Consider the following 23,351-nt stretch of genomic DNA (forward strand, 5'->3'; position numbering starts at 1 on the left):
CTGCCTCCGGAAGTTCGACGCAAAGGTTATTCTGTCGGGCTAACGGAGGTTTTTTATGCAGATTTATAAAGTCGGCGGTGCGGTCCGCGATCGCCTGCTGGGCAAACCTGTCATCGATATCGACTGGGTCGTTGTAGGCGCCACCACCGAAGAAATGCTCGCCAAGGGCTTTCGTCCGGTGGGCGCGGACTTCCCGGTTTTTCTTCACCCCAAAAGCGGTGAGGAATACGCCCTCGCCCGCACCGAACGCAAAAACGGGCGCGGCTACGGCGGCTTCATCTTTCACGCCAGCCCTGATGTCACCCTCGAAGAAGATCTGATTCGCCGCGACCTGACGATCAACGCCATGGCCGAGGACGATCAACAGAACCTGACTGACCCTTACCACGGTCAACGGGACCTCGAGGCTCGCTTGCTGCGTCACGTTTCCCCCGCGTTCGCCGAAGATCCTCTCCGTGTTCTACGCGTTGCCCGCTTTGCCGCGCGTTATGCGGAACTGGGTTTCACCGTCGCCCCCGAGACATTGGAGCTGATGCGTCAACTCAGCGAATCCGGTGAATTGGAGGCATTGACGCCCGAACGCAGTTGGAAAGAAATCGCCCGCGCGCTGATGGAAGACCAACCCCAAGTATTCATTGAGGTGCTGCGCGAGTGCGGCGCGCTCAAGGTACTGATGCCGGAAGTCGACGCGCTGTTCGGTGTACCGCAACCCGAAGCCCATCACCCCGAAATCGATACGGGCGTGCATACCCTGAGCGTGCTGGAGCAAGCGGCGCTGCACAAACAACCGCTGACCGTACGCTGGGCCTGCTTGCTGCATGACTTGGGCAAAGGTTTGACGCCCGAGGAAGAATGGCCCCGCCACATCGCCCACGAGCACAAAGGCCTGAAGCTGATCAAAGCGGTCAATGAGCGCTTCAGGGCACCGAAAGACTGTCAGGAGCTGGCGCTGCTAGTGGGCAAGTATCACACCCATGGCCATCGTGCTCTGGAGCTGAAACCGTCGACCTTGCTGGAGTTGTTGCAGAGTTTCGACGTCTATCGTCGACCTCAGCGCTTTGAAGAATTTATCGCGGCGTGCGAGATGGACGCTCGAGGGCGTAAAGGCCTGGAGCAGAGAAGTTATCCACAGGCGGATTATTTACGGGGCGCGGCAACTGCGGCGCGAAGTGTTGCCGTTCAGCCGTTGCTGGAGAAGGGGTTCAAGGGATCGGAATTGGGCGAGGAGATCAAGGGCGAGCGGCTCAGGGCGTTGAAGGCTTACAAAGATCAAGCATAAGCCAGATCAAAAGATCGCAGCCTTCGGCAGCTCCGAGAAATGGTAACCCCTGTAGGAGCTGCCGTAGGCTGCGATCTTTTTGCTTTACAGCATATCGGAAGGGGTCAACTGCTCGCCGCGCCACTCAAAGGCCACTGGCGCCAACACCTGATCGATCTGCGCTTCTTCCCACAGGGTTGCAAAGCTCTTGCCTACGCCCGGATGCACACGATCCGGCGCAATCAGCGACAACGGCCAAAGCACGAAGGCATTTTTCAGAATCTCTGCCCGCGGCAAGATCAAGCCATCGAAATTGCCCACCAGATCGCCGAAGAGCAGCACGTCGATATCCAGCGGCAAGCCCTTGCGGTCCGGCGCGTAACGGCCGTTATCCGCCTCGATGAATTTCAACCGTCGATCCAGCTCCATCAGCGGCAGATCGGTGAAGGCCGAGACCACAAAGTTAAAAAACGGCCCGCTCTTGATCCCCACCGCCTGGCTTTCGAATACCGCCGAACAGCGAATATCCACCAAGAAACCCGCCAGGGCATCCAGGCCTGCCTGCAAATGGGCTTCGCGCTCGATATTGCTACCGAGCCCGAGGTATACCTGAGTCAGCGACATCCGCGCTCGATCTCCACGCCCACACCACCCGTGGCAGCCGGGATGGCACCTGGCTTGGTCAGTTTGAGGCGCATCCAGGTGATCTTGAATTCGCTCATCAGTACTTGCGCCAGACGCTCGGCAAAGGTCTCCACCAGCAGGAACTGCGCCTGCTCGGCAAACGCCTGAATGCGCGACGAAACGCTCGCGTAGTCGAGCGCCAGGGCCAGGTCATCACCGGCGGCGGCCGGACGATTGTCCCAGGCGAAGCTCAGATCAAGTCGCAGACACTGTCGGATGCCTCGTTCCCAGTCGTAGGCACCGATGACGGTGTCGACTTCCAGGCCCTCGATAAACACTCTGTCCAAGCACTTCTCTCCACTGCACGACAAGGGCGCAATGCGCCGTTAGAATCAGGGCGTCCTCGCCCGGAATAGTTAGCATGTTTTGGTTACTGGCGATCCTCGCCTACCTGCTCGGCTCTCTGTCCTTCGCCATTTTGCTCAGCCGCCTGACCGGCAACCCCGATCCGCGAATGAGTGGCTCGGGCAATGCCGGTGCCACCAACATGTTGCGTCTGGCCGGCAAGAAACTCGCCATCCTGACCTTGCTCGGCGACCTGAACAAAGGTCTGCTACCCGTATTGATCGCAGGTGCAGTAGGCCTTTCACCGCAACAACAGGCCTGGATTGGCGTCTGCGCCGTTATCGGTCACCTGTTTCCGCTGTACTTCCGCTTTCGCGGTGGCAAGGGTGTCGCCACCGCGGCTGGCATGCTGCTGGGGCTCTACCCGCCCGCCGCGCTGCTGGCGGTCTGTGTCTGGTCGCTGACGTTCTACCTGACCCGCACCAGCTCACTCGCAGCCCTGATTGCCACACCATTGACCTTGCCACTGCTTGCCTGGCAAGAACCAGCGGCATTACTGCCCATGAGCGCGCTCACAGGCCTGATCGTCTGGCGTCATCGCGGCAATCTACGCGACCTGTTTGCCGGGCGCGAACGGCATTTTTAAATACCGCACATGAGCGCCGCTCATCACAGCGCCGACAACTGCTCCATCGGCCAGCGCGCCTGCACGCTGATCGCCAGGCTTTCATGCTGGCCGGCCTGCAAGCGCTGACAACCGGCAAACGCAATCATCGCGCCATTATCGGTGCAGAACTCCGGACGGGCATAAAACACATCGCCCTTCATGTCGCCGAGCATTTTTTCCAGTGAAACCCGCAGTGCTTTGTTGGCGCTGACGCCCCCTGCGATCACCAGACGCTTGAGACCCGCCTGTTTCAGGGCACGCTTGCACTTGATGGTCAAAGTCTCCACCACGGCCTGCTGGAACGCCAGTGAGATGTCGCAACGGGCTTGCTCGCTGTCGTCCCCGGCGCTGACGCTCTGCTGCCAGGTGTTCAGGGCGAAGGTTTTCAGGCCACTGAAGCTGAAAGCCAAGCCTGGACGATCACACATCGGACGCGGAAAAGTGAAACGTCCTGCAACGCCCTGCTCCGCCAGACGCGCGATCTCCGGGCCGCCCGGATAATTCAGGCCCATCATCTTCGCGGTCTTGTCGAACGCTTCGCCGGCCGCATCGTCGAGGGTCTCGCCCAAGAGCGTGTATTGGCCGATCCCATCGACCTGAACCAGCTGTGTATGACCACCTGACACCAACAAAGCGACGAACGGAAACTCCGGTGGTTGCGGCTCCAGCATCGGCGCCAGCAAGTGACCTTCCATGTGGTGCACGCCCAAGGCCGGAATGCCCCAGGCAAACGCCAGCGCCTGGGCGCAGGAAGCCCCTACCAGCAAGGCTCCGACCAGGCCAGGACCCGCGGTATAAGCGATGGCGTCGATCTCGGTCGGCACGCAGTCGGCCTCGGCCAGGACCTGACGAATCAAGGGCAGCATGCGTTTGACGTGATCACGCGACGCGAGCTCCGGCACCACGCCGCCATAGGCACGATGCAGATCGATCTGACTGAACAGCGCGTCGGCCAACAACCCGCGCTCACTGTCGTAAAGTGCGACACCGGTTTCGTCGCAAGAGGTTTCTAATCCCAGTACTAGCATGGGTTTGCGCCTTGTAGAGGCTGAATTCGAAGGCGCGCATAATAGTCGTCGCGTGATGCCCCTACCAGCGGTTTTCGATCAGAGGCTTTGCATTCCGAGCGATGAGGGGTTAACATCCGCAACCCTTAAAAACCGACGTCTTCAAGTGCTCTTTTGCCGCGAGGATGTTGACCCCGGTAATGAATGAAGGTAGCTCTGGATGCCAGCCGTCAAAGTAAAAGAGAACGAACCCTTCGACGTAGCTCTGCGTCGTTTCAAGCGCTCCTGCGAAAAAGCCGGTGTACTGGCTGAAGTTCGTAGCCGCGAATTTTACGAGAAGCCAACTTCTGAGCGTAAGCGTAAAGCAGCAGCCGCTGTTAAGCGTCACGCCAAGAAAGTTCAGCGCGAACAGCGCCGCGCCGTTCGTCTGTACTAATACACAGACGATCGTAGCAAGCTTCTGCCAAGCCCGGCCCTCAGCCGGGCTAATGGCATTTGCGGACAACGCTTGATGCTTCACCGTCAAAGCCGCAGACGCGACCGAGACAAATCTGCTTCACAGCGTCAGACCTGGCTCTTTTGCCAGCGGTGCACGTCTTTTCTGACGAGCCTTCCAAGGCTACTGACGAGCACACCCACTGATTCCTCTCACGACGATCAGCCCAAGGCACCTTCTTGCGTGCCCGCTTATGAGCTATCCGAGGCCAATGACTGGCCGTCGCCGGATTCAGCGAAACACTTTCAAATAGTCGAATACTGATTGGTATTAACGTCAGTGGATTTTCGGCAGATACACTTCCCGACAGCGATACGCAGACGACACAGGTCGAGCCGCACACCCTGCGTGCCTCGAACAACGACCCGCGTTTGGCCGCCCTTCGTTTTGGGTCCATTTCAGCGCAGATGACGAGAACGCCATGGCCGGGCTAATTCCCCAGAGCTTCATTGACGACCTTCTGAACCGCACCGACATCGTCGACGTGGTCAGCTCGCGCCTGCAAATGAAAAAAGCTGGCAAGAACTACACTGCCTGCTGCCCGTTCCACAAAGAGAAAACCCCTTCCTTCAGCGTCAGCCCCGACAAACAGTTCTACTACTGTTTCGGCTGCGGCGCTGGCGGTAACGCCCTCGGTTTCATGATGGACCACGACAATCTGGATTTTGTCCAGGCTGTCGAAGAACTGGCCAAAGCCGCCGGCATGGAAATTCCCCGCGAAGAAAGCGGTCGGGCGCACAAACCGCGCCAGCCTACTGATTCGCCGCTGTATCCGCTACTCACCGCCGCCGCCGACTTTTATCGTCAAGCCCTGAAAAGCCATCCGTCGCGCAAAGCCGCCGTGGATTATTTGAAGGGTCGTGGACTAACGGGTGAAATCGCCCGGGATTTCGGTCTCGGTTTTGCCCCGCCTGGCTGGGACAATCTGTACAAGCACTTGAGCAGCGATACCCTGCAGCAAAAAGCCATGATCGATGCCGGCCTGTTGATCGAGAACGCCGAAACCGGCAAGCGCTATGACCGCTTCCGCGATCGCGTGATGTTCCCGATCCGCGACAGTCGTGGGCGCATCATTGCCTTTGGCGGCCGGGTGCTGGGCGACGACAAGCCGAAATACCTGAATTCACCCGAAACTCCGGTTTTCCATAAGGGCCAGGAACTCTACGGCCTTTATGAAGCACGCAAGAACAATCGCAACCTCGACGAAATCATCGTCGTCGAAGGCTACATGGACGTCATCGCCCTCGCCCAGCAAGGCCTGCGCAATGCCGTCGCAACACTGGGCACCGCCACCAGCGAAGAACACATGAAGCGCCTGTTTCGCGTCGTGCCCAGCGTGCTGTTCTGCTTTGATGGTGACCAGGCGGGCCGAAATGCCGCCTGGCGGGCACTGGAGGCAACCCTGCCATGCCTGCAAGACGGACGTCGGGCGCGCTTTCTGTTCCTGCCTGAAGGCGAAGATCCGGATACCCTGGTCCGCTCCGAGGGCACTGACGCCTTCCGCGCACGGATCAATCAGCACGCCCAGCCGCTGGCCGATTACTTTTTTCAACAGCTGACCGAAGAATCGGACCCGCGCTCCCTCGAAGGCAAGGCCCATATGGCCACCCTCGCCGCGCCGCTGATCGACAAAGTCCCGGGCGCCAACCTGCGTATCTTGATGCGCCAGCGCCTGAGCGAAATTACCGGGCTTAGCGGTGAAGCCGTGAGCCAACTGTTGCAAAGCACGCCTCAGCCTCAGGAAGCCCCACCCGCTTACGATCCAGGCATCGATTACGACGCCATGCCGGATTACAGCGACTACCATCAGCCGCAGGCACAAGAGATGTACGCGCCGCAGCAGGAGTGGACGCCGAAGAAGCCTGGCGCAGGCGGCAAGAAATGGGACAAGAAGCCGTGGGACAAGAATGGCAAACGCGGCGGTGATCGCGATCAACCGCGTGCGCCACGGATTCCGGCCGCTGTAGAGCCACCTACCCTGGCCGCCTTGCGCACGTTGCTGCATCACCCGCAACTGGCTGAGAAAGTCGAGGATGCCGGGCACTTCGCTGCCGAGGACCATACCAACACACAACTGTTGGTCGCCCTGCTCGAAGCCGTACAGAAGAATCCCAAGCTAAACTCATTTCAACTGATTGCGCGCTGGCACGGCACCGAACAAGGCCGACTGCTCAAAGCGCTGGCAGAAAAGGAATGGCTGATTGATGGAGATAACCTTGAACAACAGTTTTTCGACACCATTACTAGCTTGTCAGCCCGCCAACGCGAGCGAAACCTGGAACAACTTCTTCGAAAAGCACGTCAAAGTGAATTGAGCACCGAAGAGAAAAATCAACTGCGCGACCTTTTAAGTCGCAATGTTTCCGCATCAAGCCCGACCTCAACTGGCGCGTGAGGTCATAGCTCAGGTATAATCCTCGGCTTGTTTTTTGCCCGCCAAGACCTTCAGTGGATAGGGTGTTATGTCCGGAAAAGCGCAACAGCAGTCTCGTATCAAAGAGTTGATCACACTTGGTCGTGAGCAGGGCTACCTGACTTACGCGGAGGTCAACGACCACCTGCCGGAGGATATTTCAGATCCGGAACAGGTGGAAGACATCATCCGCATGATTAATGACATGGGGATCAACGTATTCGAGGTTGCGCCAGATAAGGATTCCCTTATGCTGGCCGACGCCGATACCGACGAAGCCGCGGCCGAAGAGGCAGCAGCAGCGTTGGCAGCGGTCGAGACCGACATTGGTCGCACCACCGACCCAGTGCGCATGTACATGCGTGAAATGGGTACGGTAGAGCTCCTCACACGTGAAGGCGAAATCGAAATCGCCAAACGTATTGAAGAGGGCATCCGCGAAGTGATGGGCGCAATTGCGCACTTCCCTGGCACGGTTGACCATATTCTCTCCGAGTACACTCGCGTCACCACCGAAGGTGGCCGCCTGTCCGACGTCCTGAGCGGTTATATCGACCCGGACGACGGCATTGCGCCGCCTGCAGCCGAAGTGCCACCGCCTGTCGACCCGAAAGCCGTGAAAGCGGACGACGACACCGACGACGATGACGCCGAAGCGAGCGATGACGAAGAAGAAGCCGAAAGCGGTCCGGATCCGGTCATCGCCGCACAGCGCTTTGGCGCTGTCGCCGATCAGATGGAAATCACCCGCAAGGCCCTGAAAAAGCACGGTCGTGGCAACAAGCTGGCAATTGCCGAGCTGGTAGTCCTGGCTGAGCTGTTCATGCCGATCAAACTGGTGCCGAAGCAATTCGAAGGCCTGGTCGAGCGTGTTCGCAGTGCCCTGGATCGTCTGCGTCAGCAAGAGCGCGCGATCATGCAACTTTGCGTACGTGATGCCCGCATGCCGCGTGCCGACTTCCTGCGCCAGTTCCCGGGCAACGAAGTCGACGAAAGCTGGACCGACGCACTGGCCAAAGGCAAAAGCAAATACGCTGAAGCCATTGGTCGTCTGCAACCGGACATCATTCGTTGCCAGCAGAAGCTGACCGCGCTGCAAACCGAAACCGGTTTGACGATCGCCGAGATCAAGGACATCAACCGTCGCATGTCGATCGGTGAGGCCAAGGCCCGCCGCGCGAAGAAAGAGATGGTCGAAGCGAACTTGCGTCTGGTGATCTCCATCGCCAAGAAGTACACCAACCGTGGCCTGCAATTCCTCGATCTGATCCAGGAAGGCAACATCGGTCTGATGAAAGCGGTAGACAAGTTCGAATACCGCCGCGGCTACAAATTCTCGACTTATGCCACCTGGTGGATCCGTCAGGCGATCACTCGCTCGATCGCCGACCAGGCCCGCACCATCCGTATTCCGGTGCACATGATCGAGACGATCAACAAGCTCAACCGTATTTCCCGGCAAATGCTGCAGGAAATGGGTCGCGAACCGACCCCGGAAGAGCTGGGCGAACGCATGGAAATGCCTGAGGACAAGATCCGCAAGGTATTGAAGATCGCTAAAGAGCCGATCTCCATGGAAACCCCGATCGGTGATGACGAAGATTCTCATCTGGGTGACTTCATCGAAGACTCGACCATGCAGTCGCCAATCGATGTCGCCACTGTTGAGAGCCTTAAAGAAGCGACTCGCGAAGTCCTGTCCGGCCTCACTGCCCGTGAAGCCAAGGTTCTGCGCATGCGCTTCGGTATCGACATGAATACCGACCACACCCTTGAGGAGGTTGGTAAGCAGTTCGACGTGACCCGTGAACGGATTCGTCAGATCGAAGCCAAGGCGCTGCGCAAGCTGCGCCACCCGACGAGAAGCGAGCATTTGCGCTCCTTCCTCGACGAGTGATCACAGAACCCCCGGCCCAGGCCGGGGGTTTTGCTTTATGCAGATTAAATGCCCCGTACATCCCCCCCGCCGCATAGCCCGTCTACACTCGAAGCATTCCCCCAAGCCGTAACGAGACCGTTATGCCCAGATGGCCGACCGTGTTTTTTTTGCTGTCGCTGATGACCTGGACCGCAACGGCTGGCGCGTTGACTCTGACCGACGAAGAACGTAGCTGGCTAACGGCTCATCCGGAACTGCGCCTGGGCGTGGACGCGTCCTGGCCGCCGTTTGAGTTTCGCGACGAGCACGGGCGTTATCAGGGCCTGGCAGCGGACTACATCAACGTCATCCGTCAACGGCTGGCCATCAAACTCACGCCCATCGAGCCGGTCAGCTGGACTGAAGTCTTGCAGCAGGCCAAACAAGGCAAGCTAGACATCTTGCCGGGCATTATGTCGACTCCCGAGCGTCAGACGTATCTGTCGTTCACCCGCCCCTATCTCGACTTTCCGATTGTCATTCTGGCTCACGTCGGAGGCCCCCAACCGCGCAAACTCGAAGACCTGTACGGGCTGAAGATCGCCGTGGTGGAAAACTACGCCCCCCATGAACTATTGCGCACCCGCCATCCCGACCTGAATCTGGTGGCGATGCCCAACGTCAGCTCGGCGCTGCAAGCGCTCGCCACCGACGCCGTCGACGCCGTAGTAGGCGATCTCGCCTCCAGTGTCTGGAGCCTGCGCCAGCTCAAGCTCGACGGGCTTTACGTCAGCGGTGAAACACCCTATCGCTACCAATTGGCGATGGCCGTGCCACCGAACAACAAGCTGTTGGTCAGCATCCTGGACAAAGTCCTGGCAGACATGACCCCCAGTGAAATCAGTGCTATCCAGGAACATTGGGTCGGTAACGTCCTGGACCATCGAACCATCTGGCTCGACGTGCTGATTTACGGCCTGCCTGGATTACTGTTTCTGATGATCGTGCTGGCAGTGGTTATCCGGATCAACCGCCGACTCAGTTCGGAAATTGCCCGTCGGGTCGCTCTGGAACAGGAGCTGCGCAGCAGCGAATACCATTATCGCGGGCTGGTGGAGAGTCTTTCGGCCATCGCCTGGGAAGCCCGGATCAGCGATTACACCTACAGCTACGTGTCACCTCATGCTGAGGAGCTCCTTGGTTACCCATTGCCCCACTGGCTGATTCCGGGCTTCTGGCGCAACATCATCCACCCGGCGGATCTGACCCGGGCCCAAACCTTCTGCGACCGTGAAGTGGCAGCCGGGCGCGATCACAGCGTCGATTACCGGGTCATCACCGCCGACGGCCGCTGCCTGTGGGTCCGCGATATCGTCAGCCTGATCGAGCACGCCCATGAACCGGTACTGCGCGGGCTGATGATCGACATCAGCGAAGCCAAGCGCACCGAAGAGGCGTTGCGCCTGTCGGAACAGAAGTTCGCTTCAGTGTTCCAGCAATGCCCGGATATTCTGGTGATCGCCCGGCTTTCCGACGGTTGTCTGCTGGAAGTCAACGAAGCGTTCGAAGAACAGATCGGTCTCAAGGCCGAAGACGTCATAGGCCAGACCGCCACCGACCTGAACATCTGGGGCGTACCCGGCGTGGGCCCAGGTTTGTTGCAGCGTTTGCAGGCCGGCAGCATCCGCAACCTGGAGATGCCCTTTCGCCGCAGCAATGGCCAGGTGTTTACCGGCCTGATTTCCGCCGAGCCTTTCGATCTCGATACGACCCCGGCCCTGGTGGTCGTCGTGCGGGACATCAGTCAGCTCAAAGAGACCCAGCAACAACTGCAAACCTCCGAAGAGAAATTCGCCAAAGCCTTTCATGCGTCTCCCGACGGCTTGCTCTTGTCCCGGCAGAGCGACGGTTTGCTGTTGGAAGTCAACGAAGGCTTCAGCCGTATTACCGGTTTCAACAGCGCGATGTCCGTGGATCGATCGGCCCTGGACCTGGGGATCTGGGTCAATCTCAACGAACGCAAGCAGATGCTCGAGCTGTTGCACCGGGATGGTTTTGTGCGCGACTTCAGTTGCCACATCCGCCGCAAAGACGGGCAGATCCGGCTTTGTGAGGTTTCAAGCCGGCCGTTGCCCATCGGCGATGAAGACTGCATGTTGACCATTGCCCGGGACATTACCGAGCGGCATCTGATGCAGGAGAAACTGCAGCAGGCCGCCACAGTGTTCGAGAGCACTGCCGAGGGTGTATTGATCACCGACACCCAGCAGCACATCAGTGCGGTCAATCGTGCATTCACCGAAATAACCGGCTACAGCGAGAGCGAAGCGCTGGGCCATACTCCTCGCCTGCTCGCCTCGGGCCTGCATGACAGCGCATTTTATGCGGCGATGTGGCATCAGTTGACCGCCGACGGTCATTGGCAGGGCGAGATTTCCAACAGGCGCAAGAATGGCGAGCTCTACCCGAGCTGGCTGACTATCAGCGCAGTGCGCAACCGGGACAAATTCATCACCCACTTTGTTGCGGTGTTCGCTGACATTTCCAGCCTCAAGCATGCTCAGGCCAAACTCGACTACCAGGCGCACCACGACCCGCTGACCGGCCTGCCAAACCGCACATTATTCGAGAGTCGGCTGCTGACCGCACTGAACAGCCAGCAGGAAAACGGCGGCCAAGGCGCAGTGCTGTTCCTTGACCTGGACCGCTTCAAGCACATCAACGACAGCCTCGGCCACCCGGTCGGCGATCTGCTGCTCAAAGGCATCGCCGTGCGCCTCAAGGAGCAGCTGCGCGATATCGATACCGTGGCGCGGCTGGGTGGCGATGAATTCATCATTCTGCTCCCGGGCCTGCAACAATCCAGCGATGCCGACAACATTGCCACCAAGCTGTTGAACTGCTTCGCCGCCCCTTTCCAGGCCGGTGAACACGAGTTTTTCATCAGCGCCAGCATCGGCACCAGCCTGTACCCCAAGGACGGCTGCGACGTCGCCACGCTGGTCAAGAACGCCGATGCAGCGATGTATCGTTCCAAGGCCAAGGGTCGTAACCGGGTTGAAAGCTACACCCGCGACCTCACCGCCCAAGCCAGTGAGCGCGTGGCGCTAGAACATGAACTGCGGCGCGCCATCGAGCGCAATGAGCTGTTTTTGTACTACCAGCCCAAAATCAGTCTGAATGACCATCGAGTGGTGGGTGCCGAAGCGCTGATCCGCTGGCATCACCCCACTTTTGGCGATGTACCTCCCGAGCACTTCATTCCCCTGGCTGAAGAAAACGGCATGATTCTGCAAATCGGCGATTGGGTACTTGAGACAGCCTGCCGACAGATGTACGAGTGGAATCAGGTCTATGAGTGCCTGGGCCCACTCTCAGTCAACCTCGCAGGCGCGCAACTGCGTCAGCCGAACCTGCTCGGCCGGATCGAGCAATTACTCAAAGACAACCACCTCAATCCCGGCTTCCTGCAACTGGAAATCACTGAAAACTTCATCATGAGCCAGGCCGAAGAAGCGCTGGCGGTGCTGCATCAACTCAAACGCCTGGGTGTGCAACTGGCGATCGATGATTTCGGCACCGGCTATTCGTCCCTGAGCTACCTTAAACGCCTGCCGCTGGACATCCTCAAGATCGACCAATCCTTCGTCCGCGGCCTGCCCGACGACCCACACGACGCGGCCATTGTTCGCGCAATCATCGCCCTGGGCCGCAGCATGCAATTCACCGTCATCGCCGAGGGCGTCGAAACCCAGGCGCAGCAGCAATTTCTCACCGCCGAAGGCTGCGAACAGGTCCAGGGTTACATCGTCAGCCTGCCCTTGCCACCGGACGAATTCGCCGCGACGTTTCTTCGTACAGCCATATTGGATTTTTCGGATAGCACAGCCGAGAAACCATCGCTATAATCCGCGGCCTACTGAGGGCCTATAGCTCAGTTGGTTAGAGCAGGGGACTCATAATCCCTTGGTCGTAGGTTCGAGTCCTACTGGGCCCACCATACTCAAAGCCGCGCACTGCGCGGCTTTTTCGTGCCTGACGTGTAGGTTTGTTTTGCTGAAGGTGTCGCAATATCGGATGACGCCCGCAGACCTTGTAGGCAAACTCCGAGAATTGCGTAATGGGTGCGTTTAGGCGCTTTTCCGCCTTGTTGGGCTTTTCTTCGACGGGATACTCTCCGGACGTCGCTGCAAATGCAGCGATCGGGTGTGGTAACTCGGTGAAACCAGCGCAACAGTGCACTCATTACGGATACAGGCAGTTTTTATGCCTGTGATCTTGATATGGCGGCTGTGCGTGGGACGCCCTCGGGCGTGCCGGTTTCCTTGGTTCCCGGTTTACCACCCTGCGTACAGCTGCCACCTTTTCGTGTGGTAACGAAAAGGGCAGCTCCTCGAACCCAGGAGTAAAACCATGACCAAAACAAATCCATCCGCAACTTCAGAACTAAAAACCATCGGTTTCACGCCCTTCACCTATTGCTCGGATCAGCCACTGTTCCACGTCAGCGCTGGCGTCCCCATCCTCGACGCATTGACTCAGGCCTCCGATCTGCTGTTCCTCGCCAAATCATTTGCCGAGGACGCACGCCTGGGCCGCGCACTATCTGACGGCGATGAGCAAAGCGGTGATTGATGATGTGGTAAAGGTTCTTACGCCGCGACCGACTCGGACCAAAGACGAATCCGAGGTTTAGTCGGACCAATCAGAAAGCCACGCAATGCGTGGCTTTCACCTGAAAAAGATCAGTTCCCCGCCAACAAGAGCATCGAGATCACTCATGCAAAACCAGGTACATCCGCCTATCGAGCCTTCAGCAAAAAACTTGCAAACCAATGCGGTTGAACCTAGTCTTGCCCGCAACACACCCGCCATGCCTATGGTTGCTTCAGCAGCTAAGCACAAATTGCGCGGGTTTTTTTTGCCCGGAGCTTTTAGGGCATGAGAGTTTTCCATAAGCCCGTCATCGATATCACCGCACAGATCGAATTGCTCAAGCAGCGTGGGTTGCATATTCAGGATGACACACGGGCTCGCCACTTTTTACAGGCAGTGAGTTTCTTCCGCCTAACCCCCTACATGCGAACTTTCCAGCAAGCGGAGGACGAAGACCACCCCTTCCGCAAAGGCGCTGGATTTCGTGACCTGACCACGCTTTATGATTTCGACCGTCGCCTGCGCCTACTTGTCATGGATGCCATCGAACGCGTCGAGGTTGCAGTTCGCTCACTGATCAGCAATCACATGGGACCGAATCATGGTGGGCACTGGTACATGGAGGCGCGGTTGTTTCAGCACTCCTACGACCATGCTCGATTGCTGGAAACCATCCGTACCAAGCAAAATGCTGCTAGACGCGATTACGAAAAAGAGTGTCAACGGATAGATCGCTTACAAACCGATGAAGGGCGAAAGGATCATCTAAAACACCAACGAGCCAAGGAAAGCTACGCGCGGCACTATCCAGTAACGTACGACCAGCCGTCACTGATGCCCGGATGGGCCATGCTGGAAGAACTGACCTTGGGTGATCTGTCACATCTTTATAAAGGTCTGGCGCGAGACGCCGACAAGAAAGTCATCGCCAGATGCCTCGAACTGCCAGCACCACTGTTGCAGTCATGGCTGCATACATTGACGACCATCCGCAATATTTGCGCCCATCATGCGAGGCTGTGGAATCGAGAGCTGGGTATACGGCCAGAACTGCCTAAGAAAACTGGCTTCTCGTGGCCGCTTGCATTACTTCAGCAGGCACAGCATCCACGGATTTTTTCGGTTTTGTGCATTCTCAGTCACCTGATGCGCCAAGTGAGCCCACACACCAGCTGGGATCATCGCTTGCGGGACTTGATGCAAGAGTTTCCAAATGTGAATCAGCGAGCAATGGGGTTTCCACAAGACTGGCACCAAGACCCGTTCTGGAAAATAGCTGAATAATTCAATAGAAAACCAAAAGCTCCGGTGCTCTCACCAAGGCTTCTTGTGAATATGAATATCAGCCGCTCATTTACGATTCCCCACGCGAACACTCACTACTGGCCAATATTCATCAACTTTGGTTATGGTTGCGCCTCGGCATCGAAGAACATGTTCGACTCAATCGAGACAAAAAGGAATTTGCAGATGAAGAAAGCCATTTTCACGAGCCTGTTCACGGCGGTGATTGCTACCAGCAGCCCCGCAATTGCCCAGGCAAAGGCCAGTATTGCCGAAGTGTTCAACGGGGAAATGCTCGGCACGAACCTGCGTTATTTTGAATCGGTTGCGGGCATTGCGCGAAAAAGCTCCGGTGATCAGCACACCTATAGGGTCGAGGGCTGTCAGATCACGGCGACGGCGGGTGGCGGGACGATCAACGCGTTGCGCATGGAGCTTTCACCTGACTGCCGGGCCGATTTGAAGTCCTTCATCGGTGACTCGTTCGCACCAGCCGCCAACAAGCCGCTGACCTTCGGTAACTTTCAAGAAGCCGCTGGCGATCTCAATTTCTATGCTGACTGTTTGACTATGTGTGGCAATGCTGCCGAGCCGTCCGTTTATGCCTTATGGGACGGGCCGCGCGCGGTGGGTTTCCGTCAAGTGTTATTGGAAGTTGCACTGGTCAGCGATCAAGCGCTGCAAGCTTCCAACCAGTGGCAAGCCAGCATGACTAAAGCCAAGGGCGAAGATTTTGTCATGGACACTCGTTTCAACTGCGAGCGAACGTTCGATGCGCCGGCGCAGAAGAGCTTTCAGGCGGTGCAGGTCACGGCTATCACGATCGGCTCGGAGTTGCCCACGCCAGGCTGCTGATTCGGCTGACCACCCTAGTCAAAGCCGCGCACTTCGCGGCTTCTTTGTGCCTGACGCGTAGGTTTCTGTTGTTGAGGAACGACGATGGAATCCGAACAATAGCGGCAGCTCATCCCTTGAAATGCCCGATCTTCACTGCGCCCAGCGGCCACCTGGATACTTACTCCCAAACACTCAACGCTGGTATCGCCTGCACGGGCACCAGCCCTTCAAGCACTTCCCCCGTCAACACAACCTCATACGAATCCCCGGCCCTCCCCCACAGGTCCACGAGGACCATGCGGTCTACCAGAACCCCTGCCAATCCGGTAATCGTATCGGCCAATTCCTCCACGATTTTTTGAGTCCGCAACCACAAGCGATCATTAATATCTGTCAGCTCAGTAATGATGCTGTCAGACGATGCTGGATCCGTATCGGGGTAGGCGATATTTCGAAGCAAGTACCGCAACTCTCTTATTTTTGCGTGATCCTGTTCCGCACCAAACTCTCCTTTCAGGATGGCTGCCGCTTTCGACTTATCGACGCGTTTCTCGGGCGATTGCTTTGCAGGTAATGTCTGCGCCATGGAGCCGGCGAAGAGGACCATTATCCGAGCCTCCAAATGTTCCTTCATGCCGTCGATCGACGAAATTGACCGCGTCAAGGTAATGGAGGCCCCTCCATGATGGGTCAGGCCCATGGTAACTTTCAGGGTCACATCACCCGTTTCAAAGCCCAGGGCTCGGGCGACTACGTAGTGCCCCATTTCATGATTCGCAATCTGCAGTGCATAGTCTCGCAGAGCCGCTGGCATGCTCTTCATTTCGATCCCCTCGCTTTCACAGCCCTTGGTTGCGCATTCGACTACGAGTGACAATTTGTGTCCATCCAATTAACCCGTTGAGGGCATGGAGTGCCTGTAACATGCCTGCCCATTGCTCTATACCGCTGGAGATGCCCCTTTGCCTGACACCCGCCCTCCCGTCCTTGACGAAATCGACCGCCAATTGATCGCGGCCTTGCAAATCAACGCGCGCGAAAGTGTCGCCATGCTCGCCCGGCAACTGGGCATCGCCCGCACCACCGTCACGTCGCGCCTGGCGCGGCTGGAAAAGGCCAAGGTAATCACCGGTTACGGTGTGCGCCTGGGACAGCGCGTGGTGGATGGTGGATTGCAGGCATACGTCGGGATTACGGTGCAACCACGGTCCGGCAAGGAAGTGCTGCGTCGTCTCAGCGCCATGGCGCAGGTTCAGCAGTTGTGCGCGGTGAGTGGCGAATTCGATTATGTGGCGTGGTTGCGCACCGATTCGCCGGAGCAGCTGGATCAGTTGCTGGATCAGATCGGCAGTGTGGACGGGGTGGAGAAGACGACGACTTCGATCATCTTGAGCAGCAAGATTGATCGGGGGCAGCCGGTTTGAGTTTCAACCGATAATTCCATTGCCTGATCGAGCCTCATCGCGAGCAGGCTCGCTCCCACATTGAACAGTGTGTAGTGGTGCGTCGTCATATTGATCAAGTAATTAGCAAAATGACGACACATTGCGTCTTATTAACGTGTTCTACGCTCTCTAGAATGGCTGCCATCTTTTCCTATACTCAGACGCGCACTCTGCGTCAGGTCGCCAGCAAGGTCAGCCATGAACAAGAACAATCGCCATCCTGCAGACGGTAAAAAACCGGTCACCGTTTTCGGCCCGGACTTTCCTTTCGCTTTCGACGACTGGATCGAGCACCCGGCCGGGCTGGGCAGCATTCCGGCACACAATCACGGCGCCGAAGTGGCGATTGTCGGCGCCGGCATTGCAGGCCTGGTGGCCGCCTACGAATTGATGAAGCTGGGCCTTAAACCCGTCGTCTACGAAGCCTCGAAGATGGGCGGCCGTCTGCGTTCGCAGGCCTTCAATGGCGCTGAAGGCATCATCGCCGAGCTCGGCGGTATGCGTTTCCCGGTATCGTCCACTGCGTTTTATCACTACGTCGACAAGCTCGGCCTCCAGACCAAGCCCTTCCCGAACCCGCTGACGCCTGCGTCGGGCAGCACGGTAATCGATCTGGAAGGTAAAACTCATTACGCACAGAAACTGTCGGATCTTCCTGCACTGTTCCAGGAAGTCGCTGACGCCTGGGCCGATGCTCTGGAAGCCGGCTCGCAGTTCTCCGATATCCAGCAAGCCATCCGCGACCGCGACGTGCCGCGCCTCAAGGAATTGTGGAACACCTTGGTGCCGCTGTGGGACGACCGCACGTTCTATGATTTCGTCGCCACCTCCGAAGCCTTCGCCAAGCTCTCGTTCCATCACCGCGAAGTGTTCGGCCAAGTCGGTTTCGGTACTGGCGGCTGGGACTCGGACTTCCCCAACTCGATGCTGGAAATCTTCCGCGTGGTGATGACCAACTGCGACGATCACCAGCACTTGGTAGTCGGCGGCGTGGAACAAGTGCCGCTGGGCATCTGGCGCCATGTGCCGGAGCGTTGCGTGCATTGGCCTGAAGGCACCAGTCTCAGTTCGTTGCACAGCGGCGCGCCACGTTCCGGCGTGAAGAAAATTGCCCACGCGCCGAACGGGCGTTTTACGGTCACCGATAACTACGGCGACACACGCGAATACGCGGCCGTACTGACCACCTGCCAGAGCTGGCTGCTGACCACCCAGATCGAATGCGACGAAAGCCTGTTCTCGCAAAAGATGTGGATGGCCCTGGACCGCACCCGCTACATGCAATCGTCGAAGACGTTTGTGATGGTCGATCGCCCATTCTGGAAGGACAAGGACCCGGAAACAGGCCGCGATCTGATGAGCATGACTCTCACTGATCGCCTGACCCGCGGCACGTACCTGTTCGATAACGGCGACGACAAACCAGGGGTGATTTGCCTGTCGTACTCGTGGATGAGCGACGCCCTGAAAATGCTCCCGCACCCGGTGGAAAAACGCGTGAAGCTGGCGCTGGATGCATTGAAGAAGATCTATCCGAAAGTCGACATCGCCGCGCGGATCATCGGTGATCCGATCACTGTGTCGTGGGAAGCCGACCCGCATTTCCTCGGCGCTTTCAAAGGCGCCCTGCCCGGCCACTACCGCTACAATCAGCGCATGTACGCGCACTTCATGCAGGACGACATGCCGGCCGAGCAGCGCGGGATTTTCATCGCCGGCGACGACGTTTCTTGGACGCCGGCATGGGTCGAAGGCGCGGTGCAGACGTCGCTCAACGCGGTGTGGGGGATCATGAAACACTTCGGCGGTGAAACTCACGCCGAAAACCCGGGTCCAGGAGATGTGTTCAACGAGATCGGTCCGATCGCCCTGCCCGAGTAAGAGGAATCCGAAATGCGCGTAGCCCTTTACCAATGCCCACCGCTGCCCCTGGATGTCGCAGGTAATCTGCAACGCCTGCATCAACTGGCGCTGGAGGCCAAGGGCGCGGACTTGCTGGTGCTGCCGGAAATGTTCCTGACCGGCTACAACATCGGCATCGATGCGGTCAGTGTGCTGGCGGAGGTGCATAACGGTGAATCGGCGCAGCAAATCGCGCGCATTGCCAAAACGACGGGGATCGCCATTTTGTATGGCTACCCGGAGCGTACCGAAGACGGGCAGATCTACAATGCCGTGCAGTTGATCGACGCCCATGGCGAGCGGTTGTGCAACTACCGCAAGACTCACTTGTTCGGCGACCTCGATCACTCGATGTTCAGCCCTGGGCCGGATGAGTTTGCGCTGGTTGAACTCAACGGCTGGACGCTTGGCTTTTTGATCTGCTACGACCTGGAGTTCCCGGAAAACGCCCGGCGCCTGGCATTGGCCGGTGCCGAGCTGATCCTGGTACCGACGGCGAACATGATTCCCTACGATTTCATTGCCGATGTCACCGTCCGCGCACGGGCTTTCGAAAACCAGTGTTATGTGGCTTACGCCAACTATTGCGGGCACGAAGACGACATCCAGTATTGCGGCCAAAGCAGCATCGCCGCGCCGGATGGCAGCCGCATCGCCCAGGCCGGACTTGATGAAGCACTGATTGTCGGTGAACTGGATCGTCAGCTGATGATCGATTCCCGCGCCGCCAATCGCTACTTCCTCGACCGCCGTCCCGAGCTATACGGCGAGCTGAACAAGCCCTAATCCGCTAGCATTAGCGCTTCTCTGTTCTGGAAGTGCTCATGCCTGCGCTGAATCACCCTCGCCTCCACACTGAAACCCTCGCCAATGGCCTGCGGGTGACGCTGCGTCACGCGCCGGATTTGAAACGTTGCGCCGCTGCGTTGCGGGTCGCCGCTGGCAGTCACGACGTGCCACTGGCCTGGCCGGGGCTGGCGCACTTCCTTGAGCATTTACTGTTCTTGGGTACAGAGCGCTTTCCCGCAGGCCAAGGGCTGATGGCCTACGTGGTAGGTCATGGCGGGCAGGTGAATGCGCGAACCAGCGAACGTACGACGGACTTCTTTTTCGAGCTGCCACCTCAAGCGTTCAGGGGTGGGCTGGAGCGTCTGTCAGACATGCTCGCTCATCCGCGTATGAATCCGGACGATCAGCGGCGGGAACGGGAAGTGCTGCATGCCGAATTTGTCGCCTGGTCGCGGGATGCGACGGCCCAACAGCAGTTTGCGCTGTTCGATGGGCTCTCGGCGGCTCACCCTTTGCGGGCATTTCACGCGGGAAACCGTTACAGCCTGCCGGTGCCGCAGCCCGAATTCCAGCAAGCGCTGAAGGACTTCTATCAGCGGTTTTATCAGAGCGGGCAGATGACGCTAAGCTTGGCTGGCCCACAGAGTCTCGATGAATTGAAGCGGATGGCACAGGCGTTTGCCGTTGCTATTCCCCCCGGCGAGAAAGTCCCTCAGACAAAACCCACCCTGTTGATGGATTCTTCAGACAATAGTTATCAACAGGCTGGAGAACGTCGACTGGATCTGCTGTTCACCTTCGAAGCGCTGCCCGACTCATCGCCCGAAGCGCTGGCGTTCCTGTGCCATTGGCTGAACGCCGAAAAACCCGGCGGCCTGGTGGCGCAGCTGCGAGAGCATGGGATGGCGGACAACTTGAAAGCCGCGCTGCTCTATCACTACGCTGGCCAAGCCCTGCTGCACATCGAATTCACACGATCCGCCCACGCCACGCAACCGGACAACGTGATTCGCGAACGGCTCCTGGATTGGCTGGGCTTTTTTGCCTCTCATCAGAATTGGGCCGAATTGCGCGAAGAGTATGCAGCCCTGCTGCAGCGCCAACAGCAAGTCAGCAGCGCCTTGCAACTGGCCCGACGAGACAGCGAACAGCTTGAAGTCGGGCTGTCCGAACAGGGCGTTGTCGCCCTCAAGGCAATCCTCAAACAAATCGGCGCTGTGGATAACTTTACCGGCCAGTGGCAACTGCCGACTCCCAACCCGTTTTTGCGCGCCGAGACGCCAGCCCCGAATGCCGGATTGATTCGCGGCCAGACCAGCGCCCACCGCGGCCTGCGGACGTTTGCCCAGGATCGCTCACGCAGTCGCCGCGAACGTTCGCCGATGCAGTTCAGTCAGGCGTTGCCGGATAACACGGATGAAGGTGCGGTTTATCTGCGCTGGCGCCTGGAGTTCGCGCCTCACAGTCGCCTTCAGTCGAATCTGGAAAACAACCTGCGGTTGCTGCGCGAAGATGCGCGTCAGGCCGGTGTCGACTTTTCCTTCAGCACATCAGGCAATGAATGGCTGTTGAAAATGACGGGCCTGCAGGAACCGATGCCGACAGTCCTCGAACATGCGCTGAAAGAACTGACAAAACCTGATGCCGATTTCTCACAGGAAGAGCCGGCGGCTGTTGCATTGATGCCGATTCGACAGCTTCTCAAAGCATTGCCCGATCTATGCCATGAGCACAGCGTAGCCTCAGATGACCTACAGCAACTCTGGTCGAGCGCACGCTGGGATGGCCTGGCCACAGGCCTGTCTGCCCAGACTCAAGCAGCAATGGGGCTTGCCTTGAGTCGTATTCCCGGCACTGCGAACAGTCAACTGACGCCACCGCCGTCGATTCGGTCGCAGCATCTCTGGAACTCCGTCGATACCGGCTCCAGCGAACACGCGCTGCTACTCTTCTGTCCGACAGCAACCCATGACATCGCCGATGAGGCCGCCTGGCGTGTGCTCGCACACGTGTGCCAGACGCCGTTCTACCAGCGCCTCCGAGTAGAGTTGCAACTTGGGTATGCCGTGTTCAGCGGACTACGCCAGATAAACGGTCAGACCGGGCTGCTGTTCGGCGTGCAATCGCCGAGCGTCGCGCCCATGGATTTACTGGAACACATCGAACAGTTCCTCAGCAAACTGGAAGGGATGATCGAAAGTATCGATGACGCGACCTTCATTGCTCAGCGCCAAGCCCTGGCCGATCAATTCGACAGCATCGCCCTGCCCAATGCCCAAGCCGCCGAACTGCTCTGGCAAGGCAAACTGGCCGGCCATTCGTCTGATTACCTGCAGCGTCTGCCTCAGGCAATTCTGATGACCGACCGTGAAGCCTTGCTGGCGGCGGCCCAACGACTGAATCGGGCCGATGGTGGATGGCGCTGTCTGGCCAGCGGGCCTTGTTCCGGGGCGCCTTGGCAAGTGGCAAAATGATCATTACCGGCGCTGCAATTAGCTTTCTCAAAGATTCGTGGCCAATCGCTCTGTAATTTTGAGTAACATAGCCACCTAACTATCTGAACATCTCCAGCAGGAGGTGGACTATATGTATAGGTCTCAACTGTCCCATCCACCTGAAGGAGCGCTTCTATGTCCTGGTCCAAACCTGCTTACACCGACCTGCGTATCGGCTTCGAAGTCACCATGTACTTCGCAAGCCGCTAAGCTCTGCCGCCTGGTAGAGAATGCAGTGCTACGCCTCGGCTCGCCGGGGCGTTTTTATTTTCAGCTTTCAATGATGGAGCGGCCATGTTTGTCCAGATTCTAGGTTCCGCCGCCGGCGGCGGTTTCCCCCAGTGGAACTGCAACTGCGTGAACTGCGCAGGTTTTCGCGACGGCAGCCTGCGGGCCGAGGCACGTACCCAGTCGTCCATCGCTATTTCCGATGACGGCGTGAACTGGGTGCTGTGCAATGCTTCGCCGGACATCCGCGCCCAGCTCCAGAGTTTTGCGCCAATGCAGCCGGGCCGCGCGCTGCGTGACACCGGCATCAGCGCAATCATCCTGATGGACAGCCAGATCGATCACACCACAGGTCTGCTCAGCCTGCGCGAAGGTTGCCCGCATCAGGTCTTGTGCACCGACATGGTCCACGAAGACCTGAGCACCGGTTTCCCGCTGTTCACCATGCTGACTCACTGGAATGGCGGGTTGAACTGGAACCGTATCGAACTCGATCAGAGCTTCACCGTCCCGGCCTGCCCGAATTTGCGCTTCACCCCGCTGCCCCTGCGTAGCGCTGCACCACCGTACTCGCCGCATCGGTTCGACCCGCATCCGGGCGACAACATCGGCCTGATCGTCGAAGACCTGAGCACCGGCGGCAAACTGTTCTATGCACCGGGCCTGGGCAAGGTCGACATATCGCTGCTGAAGATCATGGCCAGCAGCGATTGCCTGTTGGTGGATGGCACGATGTGGGACGACGACGAAATGCAGCGCCGTGGCGTCGGCACCCGCACTGGCCGGGAAATGGGCCACCTGGCGCAGAACGGCCCTGGCGGCATGCTCGAAGTGCTGGAACAGCTGCCCAAGCAACGCAAAGTGCTTATCCACATCAACAACACCAACCCGATTCTCGATGAAGATTCGCCGGAGCGTGCGGAGCTGGCTCGGCGCGAGGTTGAAGTGGCGTATGACGGCATGAGTATTGTGTTGTAGGAAACCGAGACCGCTGCGCGGTCTATCGCGAGCAGGCTCGCTCCCACACTGGATGGGGTTGCCACGCGA

At 58.3% G+C, this 23,351-nt stretch carries 19 protein-coding genes, 1 tRNA gene and 1 pseudogene; 16 read left to right on the forward strand and 5 right to left on the reverse strand.

The window, feature by feature from the left end; translation table 11 throughout:
• Nucleotides 1–55: 55 nt before the first annotated feature.
• Nucleotides 56–1,279 (forward strand): multifunctional CCA addition/repair protein, encoded by a 1,224-nt coding sequence (locus tag ACZ89R_RS15135; protein WP_429545374.1) that lies wholly within the window; start codon nt 56–58, stop codon nt 1,277–1,279.
• Nucleotides 1,280–1,363: 84 nt separating this feature from the next.
• Here ACZ89R_RS15135 and folK read toward each other — a convergent pair whose 3' ends face one another.
• Both folK and folB read right to left on the reverse strand, forming a co-directional pair.
• Nucleotides 1,364–1,882 (reverse strand): 2-amino-4-hydroxy-6-hydroxymethyldihydropteridine diphosphokinase, encoded by a 519-nt coding sequence (gene folK, locus ACZ89R_RS15140; RefSeq protein WP_429545373.1) that lies wholly within the window; start codon nt 1,880–1,882, stop codon nt 1,364–1,366.
• Complete coding sequence (gene folB / locus ACZ89R_RS15145) at nt 1,873–2,229, reverse strand: dihydroneopterin aldolase (RefSeq protein ID WP_123497385.1); 357 nt, start codon at nt 2,227–2,229, stop codon at nt 1,873–1,875. The genes folK and folB overlap by 10 nt, the downstream gene beginning before the upstream one ends.
• A 74-nt stretch (nt 2,230–2,303) precedes the next feature.
• Here folB and plsY point away from each other — a divergent pair, with 74 nt between their 5' ends.
• On the forward strand, nt 2,304–2,873 hold the full coding sequence (plsY, locus tag ACZ89R_RS15150) for a glycerol-3-phosphate 1-O-acyltransferase PlsY (protein ID WP_429545372.1): 570 nt from the start codon (nt 2,304–2,306) through the stop codon (nt 2,871–2,873).
• Between the two features lie 23 nt (nt 2,874–2,896).
• Here plsY and tsaD read toward each other — a convergent pair whose 3' ends face one another.
• Entirely contained in the window at nt 2,897–3,922 is a 1,026-nt protein-coding gene (gene tsaD / locus ACZ89R_RS15155) for a tRNA (adenosine(37)-N6)-threonylcarbamoyltransferase complex transferase subunit TsaD (RefSeq protein ID WP_192344796.1), read from the reverse strand.
• 199 nt (nt 3,923–4,121) lie between these two features.
• Here tsaD and rpsU point away from each other — a divergent pair, with 199 nt between their 5' ends.
• The 6 genes and pseudogenes from rpsU (at nt 4,122) to ACZ89R_RS15185 (ending at nt 13,364) form a co-directional block, all read left to right on the forward strand.
• On the forward strand, nt 4,122–4,337 hold the full coding sequence (gene rpsU, locus ACZ89R_RS15160) for a 30S ribosomal protein S21 (protein ID WP_002551877.1): 216 nt from the start codon (nt 4,122–4,124) through the stop codon (nt 4,335–4,337).
• A gap of 481 nt (nt 4,338–4,818) precedes the next feature.
• The gene (dnaG, locus tag ACZ89R_RS15165; protein WP_429545371.1) at nt 4,819–6,792 is read left to right on the forward strand and encodes a DNA primase; all 1,974 of its coding nucleotides are present in this window, start codon (nt 4,819–4,821) and stop codon (nt 6,790–6,792) included.
• Between the two features lie 67 nt (nt 6,793–6,859).
• On the forward strand, nt 6,860–8,707 hold the full coding sequence (gene rpoD, locus ACZ89R_RS15170) for an RNA polymerase sigma factor RpoD (protein WP_123497377.1): 1,848 nt from the start codon (nt 6,860–6,862) through the stop codon (nt 8,705–8,707).
• A 122-nt stretch (nt 8,708–8,829) separates the two neighbouring features.
• The gene (locus tag ACZ89R_RS15175) at nt 8,830–12,576 is read left to right on the forward strand and encodes a bifunctional diguanylate cyclase/phosphodiesterase (protein WP_429545370.1); all 3,747 of its coding nucleotides are present in this window, start codon (nt 8,830–8,832) and stop codon (nt 12,574–12,576) included.
• Between the two features lie 15 nt (nt 12,577–12,591).
• Nucleotides 12,592–12,668 (forward strand) — tRNA-Ile (locus ACZ89R_RS15180).
• Between the two features lie 413 nt (nt 12,669–13,081).
• Nucleotides 13,082–13,364: pseudogene (locus ACZ89R_RS15185) on the forward strand (DUF3077 domain-containing protein).
• Nucleotides 13,365–13,399: 35 nt separating this feature from the next.
• Here ACZ89R_RS15185 and ACZ89R_RS15190 read toward each other — a convergent pair.
• On the reverse strand, nt 13,400–13,624 hold the full coding sequence (locus tag ACZ89R_RS15190) for a hypothetical protein (protein ID WP_429542457.1): 225 nt from the start codon (nt 13,622–13,624) through the stop codon (nt 13,400–13,402).
• Here ACZ89R_RS15190 and ACZ89R_RS15195 point away from each other — a divergent pair.
• The gene (locus ACZ89R_RS15195) at nt 13,610–14,608 is read left to right on the forward strand and encodes an Abi family protein (RefSeq protein WP_429545368.1); all 999 of its coding nucleotides are present in this window, start codon (nt 13,610–13,612) and stop codon (nt 14,606–14,608) included. The two genes, ACZ89R_RS15190 and ACZ89R_RS15195, sit on opposite strands and share 15 nt — an antisense overlap.
• Nucleotides 14,609–14,659: 51 nt before the next feature.
• Nucleotides 14,660–15,463 carry a hypothetical protein gene (locus ACZ89R_RS15200; protein WP_429545367.1) on the forward strand — a complete coding sequence of 268 codons (804 nt, stop codon included), beginning with the start codon at nt 14,660–14,662 and terminating at the stop codon, nt 15,461–15,463.
• A gap of 160 nt (nt 15,464–15,623) precedes the next feature.
• On the opposite strand, the gene ACZ89R_RS15205 is transcribed toward ACZ89R_RS15200, so the two are convergent.
• On the reverse strand, nt 15,624–16,268 hold the full coding sequence (locus ACZ89R_RS15205) for a peptidase M41 (RefSeq protein WP_429545366.1): 645 nt from the start codon (nt 16,266–16,268) through the stop codon (nt 15,624–15,626).
• 139 nt (nt 16,269–16,407) lie between these two features.
• Here ACZ89R_RS15205 and ACZ89R_RS15210 point away from each other — a divergent pair, with 139 nt between their 5' ends.
• The 6 genes from ACZ89R_RS15210 (at nt 16,408) to pqqB (ending at nt 23,282) form a co-directional block, all read left to right on the forward strand.
• Complete coding sequence (locus ACZ89R_RS15210; protein ID WP_007980298.1) at nt 16,408–16,869, forward strand: Lrp/AsnC family transcriptional regulator; 462 nt, start codon at nt 16,408–16,410, stop codon at nt 16,867–16,869.
• Between the two features lie 219 nt (nt 16,870–17,088).
• Nucleotides 17,089–18,771 carry a flavin monoamine oxidase family protein gene (locus tag ACZ89R_RS15215; protein ID WP_429545365.1) on the forward strand — a complete coding sequence of 561 codons (1,683 nt, stop codon included), beginning with the start codon at nt 17,089–17,091 and terminating at the stop codon, nt 18,769–18,771.
• A 12-nt stretch (nt 18,772–18,783) separates the two neighbouring features.
• Nucleotides 18,784–19,578, forward strand: coding sequence for a carbon-nitrogen hydrolase family protein (locus ACZ89R_RS15220; protein WP_429545364.1), 795 nt, complete (start codon nt 18,784–18,786; stop codon nt 19,576–19,578).
• A gap of 38 nt (nt 19,579–19,616) precedes the next feature.
• On the forward strand, nt 19,617–22,055 hold the full coding sequence (gene pqqF, locus ACZ89R_RS15225; RefSeq protein ID WP_429545363.1) for a pyrroloquinoline quinone biosynthesis protein PqqF: 2,439 nt from the start codon (nt 19,617–19,619) through the stop codon (nt 22,053–22,055).
• 156 nt (nt 22,056–22,211) lie between these two features.
• Entirely contained in the window at nt 22,212–22,286 is a 75-nt protein-coding gene (gene pqqA / locus ACZ89R_RS15230; RefSeq protein WP_009045898.1) for a pyrroloquinoline quinone precursor peptide PqqA, read from the forward strand.
• A gap of 84 nt (nt 22,287–22,370) precedes the next feature.
• A complete protein-coding gene (pqqB, locus tag ACZ89R_RS15235; protein ID WP_429545362.1) occupies nt 22,371–23,282 on the forward strand; it encodes a pyrroloquinoline quinone biosynthesis protein PqqB in 912 nt (303 codons plus the stop codon).
• Nucleotides 23,283–23,351 lie beyond the last annotated feature (69 nt).

The sequence above is a fragment of the Pseudomonas sp. TE3728 genome (genome assembly GCF_056279145.1).

Excerpts from the sequence above, each read along its gene's own strand:
- ACZ89R_RS15135 (WP_429545374.1), top strand. The coding sequence starts at position 56 with ATGCAGATTTATAAAGTCGGCGGTGCGGTCCGCGATCGCCTGCTGGGC.
- folK (WP_429545373.1), bottom strand. The coding sequence starts at position 1,882 with ATGTCGCTGACTCAGGTATACCTCGGGCTCGGTAGCAATATCGAGCGC.
- plsY (WP_429545372.1), top strand. The coding sequence starts at position 2,304 with ATGTTTTGGTTACTGGCGATCCTCGCCTACCTGCTCGGCTCTCTGTCC.
- tsaD (WP_192344796.1), bottom strand. The coding sequence starts at position 3,922 with ATGCTAGTACTGGGATTAGAAACCTCTTGCGACGAAACCGGTGTCGCA.
- rpsU (WP_002551877.1), top strand. The coding sequence starts at position 4,122 with ATGCCAGCCGTCAAAGTAAAAGAGAACGAACCCTTCGACGTAGCTCTG.
- dnaG (WP_429545371.1), top strand. The coding sequence starts at position 4,819 with ATGGCCGGGCTAATTCCCCAGAGCTTCATTGACGACCTTCTGAACCGC.
- rpoD (WP_123497377.1), top strand. The coding sequence starts at position 6,860 with ATGTCCGGAAAAGCGCAACAGCAGTCTCGTATCAAAGAGTTGATCACA.
- ACZ89R_RS15175 (WP_429545370.1), top strand. The coding sequence starts at position 8,830 with ATGCCCAGATGGCCGACCGTGTTTTTTTTGCTGTCGCTGATGACCTGG.
- ACZ89R_RS15195 (WP_429545368.1), top strand. The coding sequence starts at position 13,610 with ATGAGAGTTTTCCATAAGCCCGTCATCGATATCACCGCACAGATCGAA.
- ACZ89R_RS15190 (WP_429542457.1), bottom strand. The coding sequence starts at position 13,624 with ATGGAAAACTCTCATGCCCTAAAAGCTCCGGGCAAAAAAAACCCGCGC.
- ACZ89R_RS15200 (WP_429545367.1), top strand. The coding sequence starts at position 14,660 with ATGAATATCAGCCGCTCATTTACGATTCCCCACGCGAACACTCACTAC.
- ACZ89R_RS15205 (WP_429545366.1), bottom strand. The coding sequence starts at position 16,268 with ATGAAGAGCATGCCAGCGGCTCTGCGAGACTATGCACTGCAGATTGCG.
- ACZ89R_RS15215 (WP_429545365.1), top strand. The coding sequence starts at position 17,089 with ATGAACAAGAACAATCGCCATCCTGCAGACGGTAAAAAACCGGTCACC.
- ACZ89R_RS15220 (WP_429545364.1), top strand. The coding sequence starts at position 18,784 with ATGCGCGTAGCCCTTTACCAATGCCCACCGCTGCCCCTGGATGTCGCA.
- pqqF (WP_429545363.1), top strand. The coding sequence starts at position 19,617 with ATGCCTGCGCTGAATCACCCTCGCCTCCACACTGAAACCCTCGCCAAT.
- pqqB (WP_429545362.1), top strand. The coding sequence starts at position 22,371 with ATGTTTGTCCAGATTCTAGGTTCCGCCGCCGGCGGCGGTTTCCCCCAG.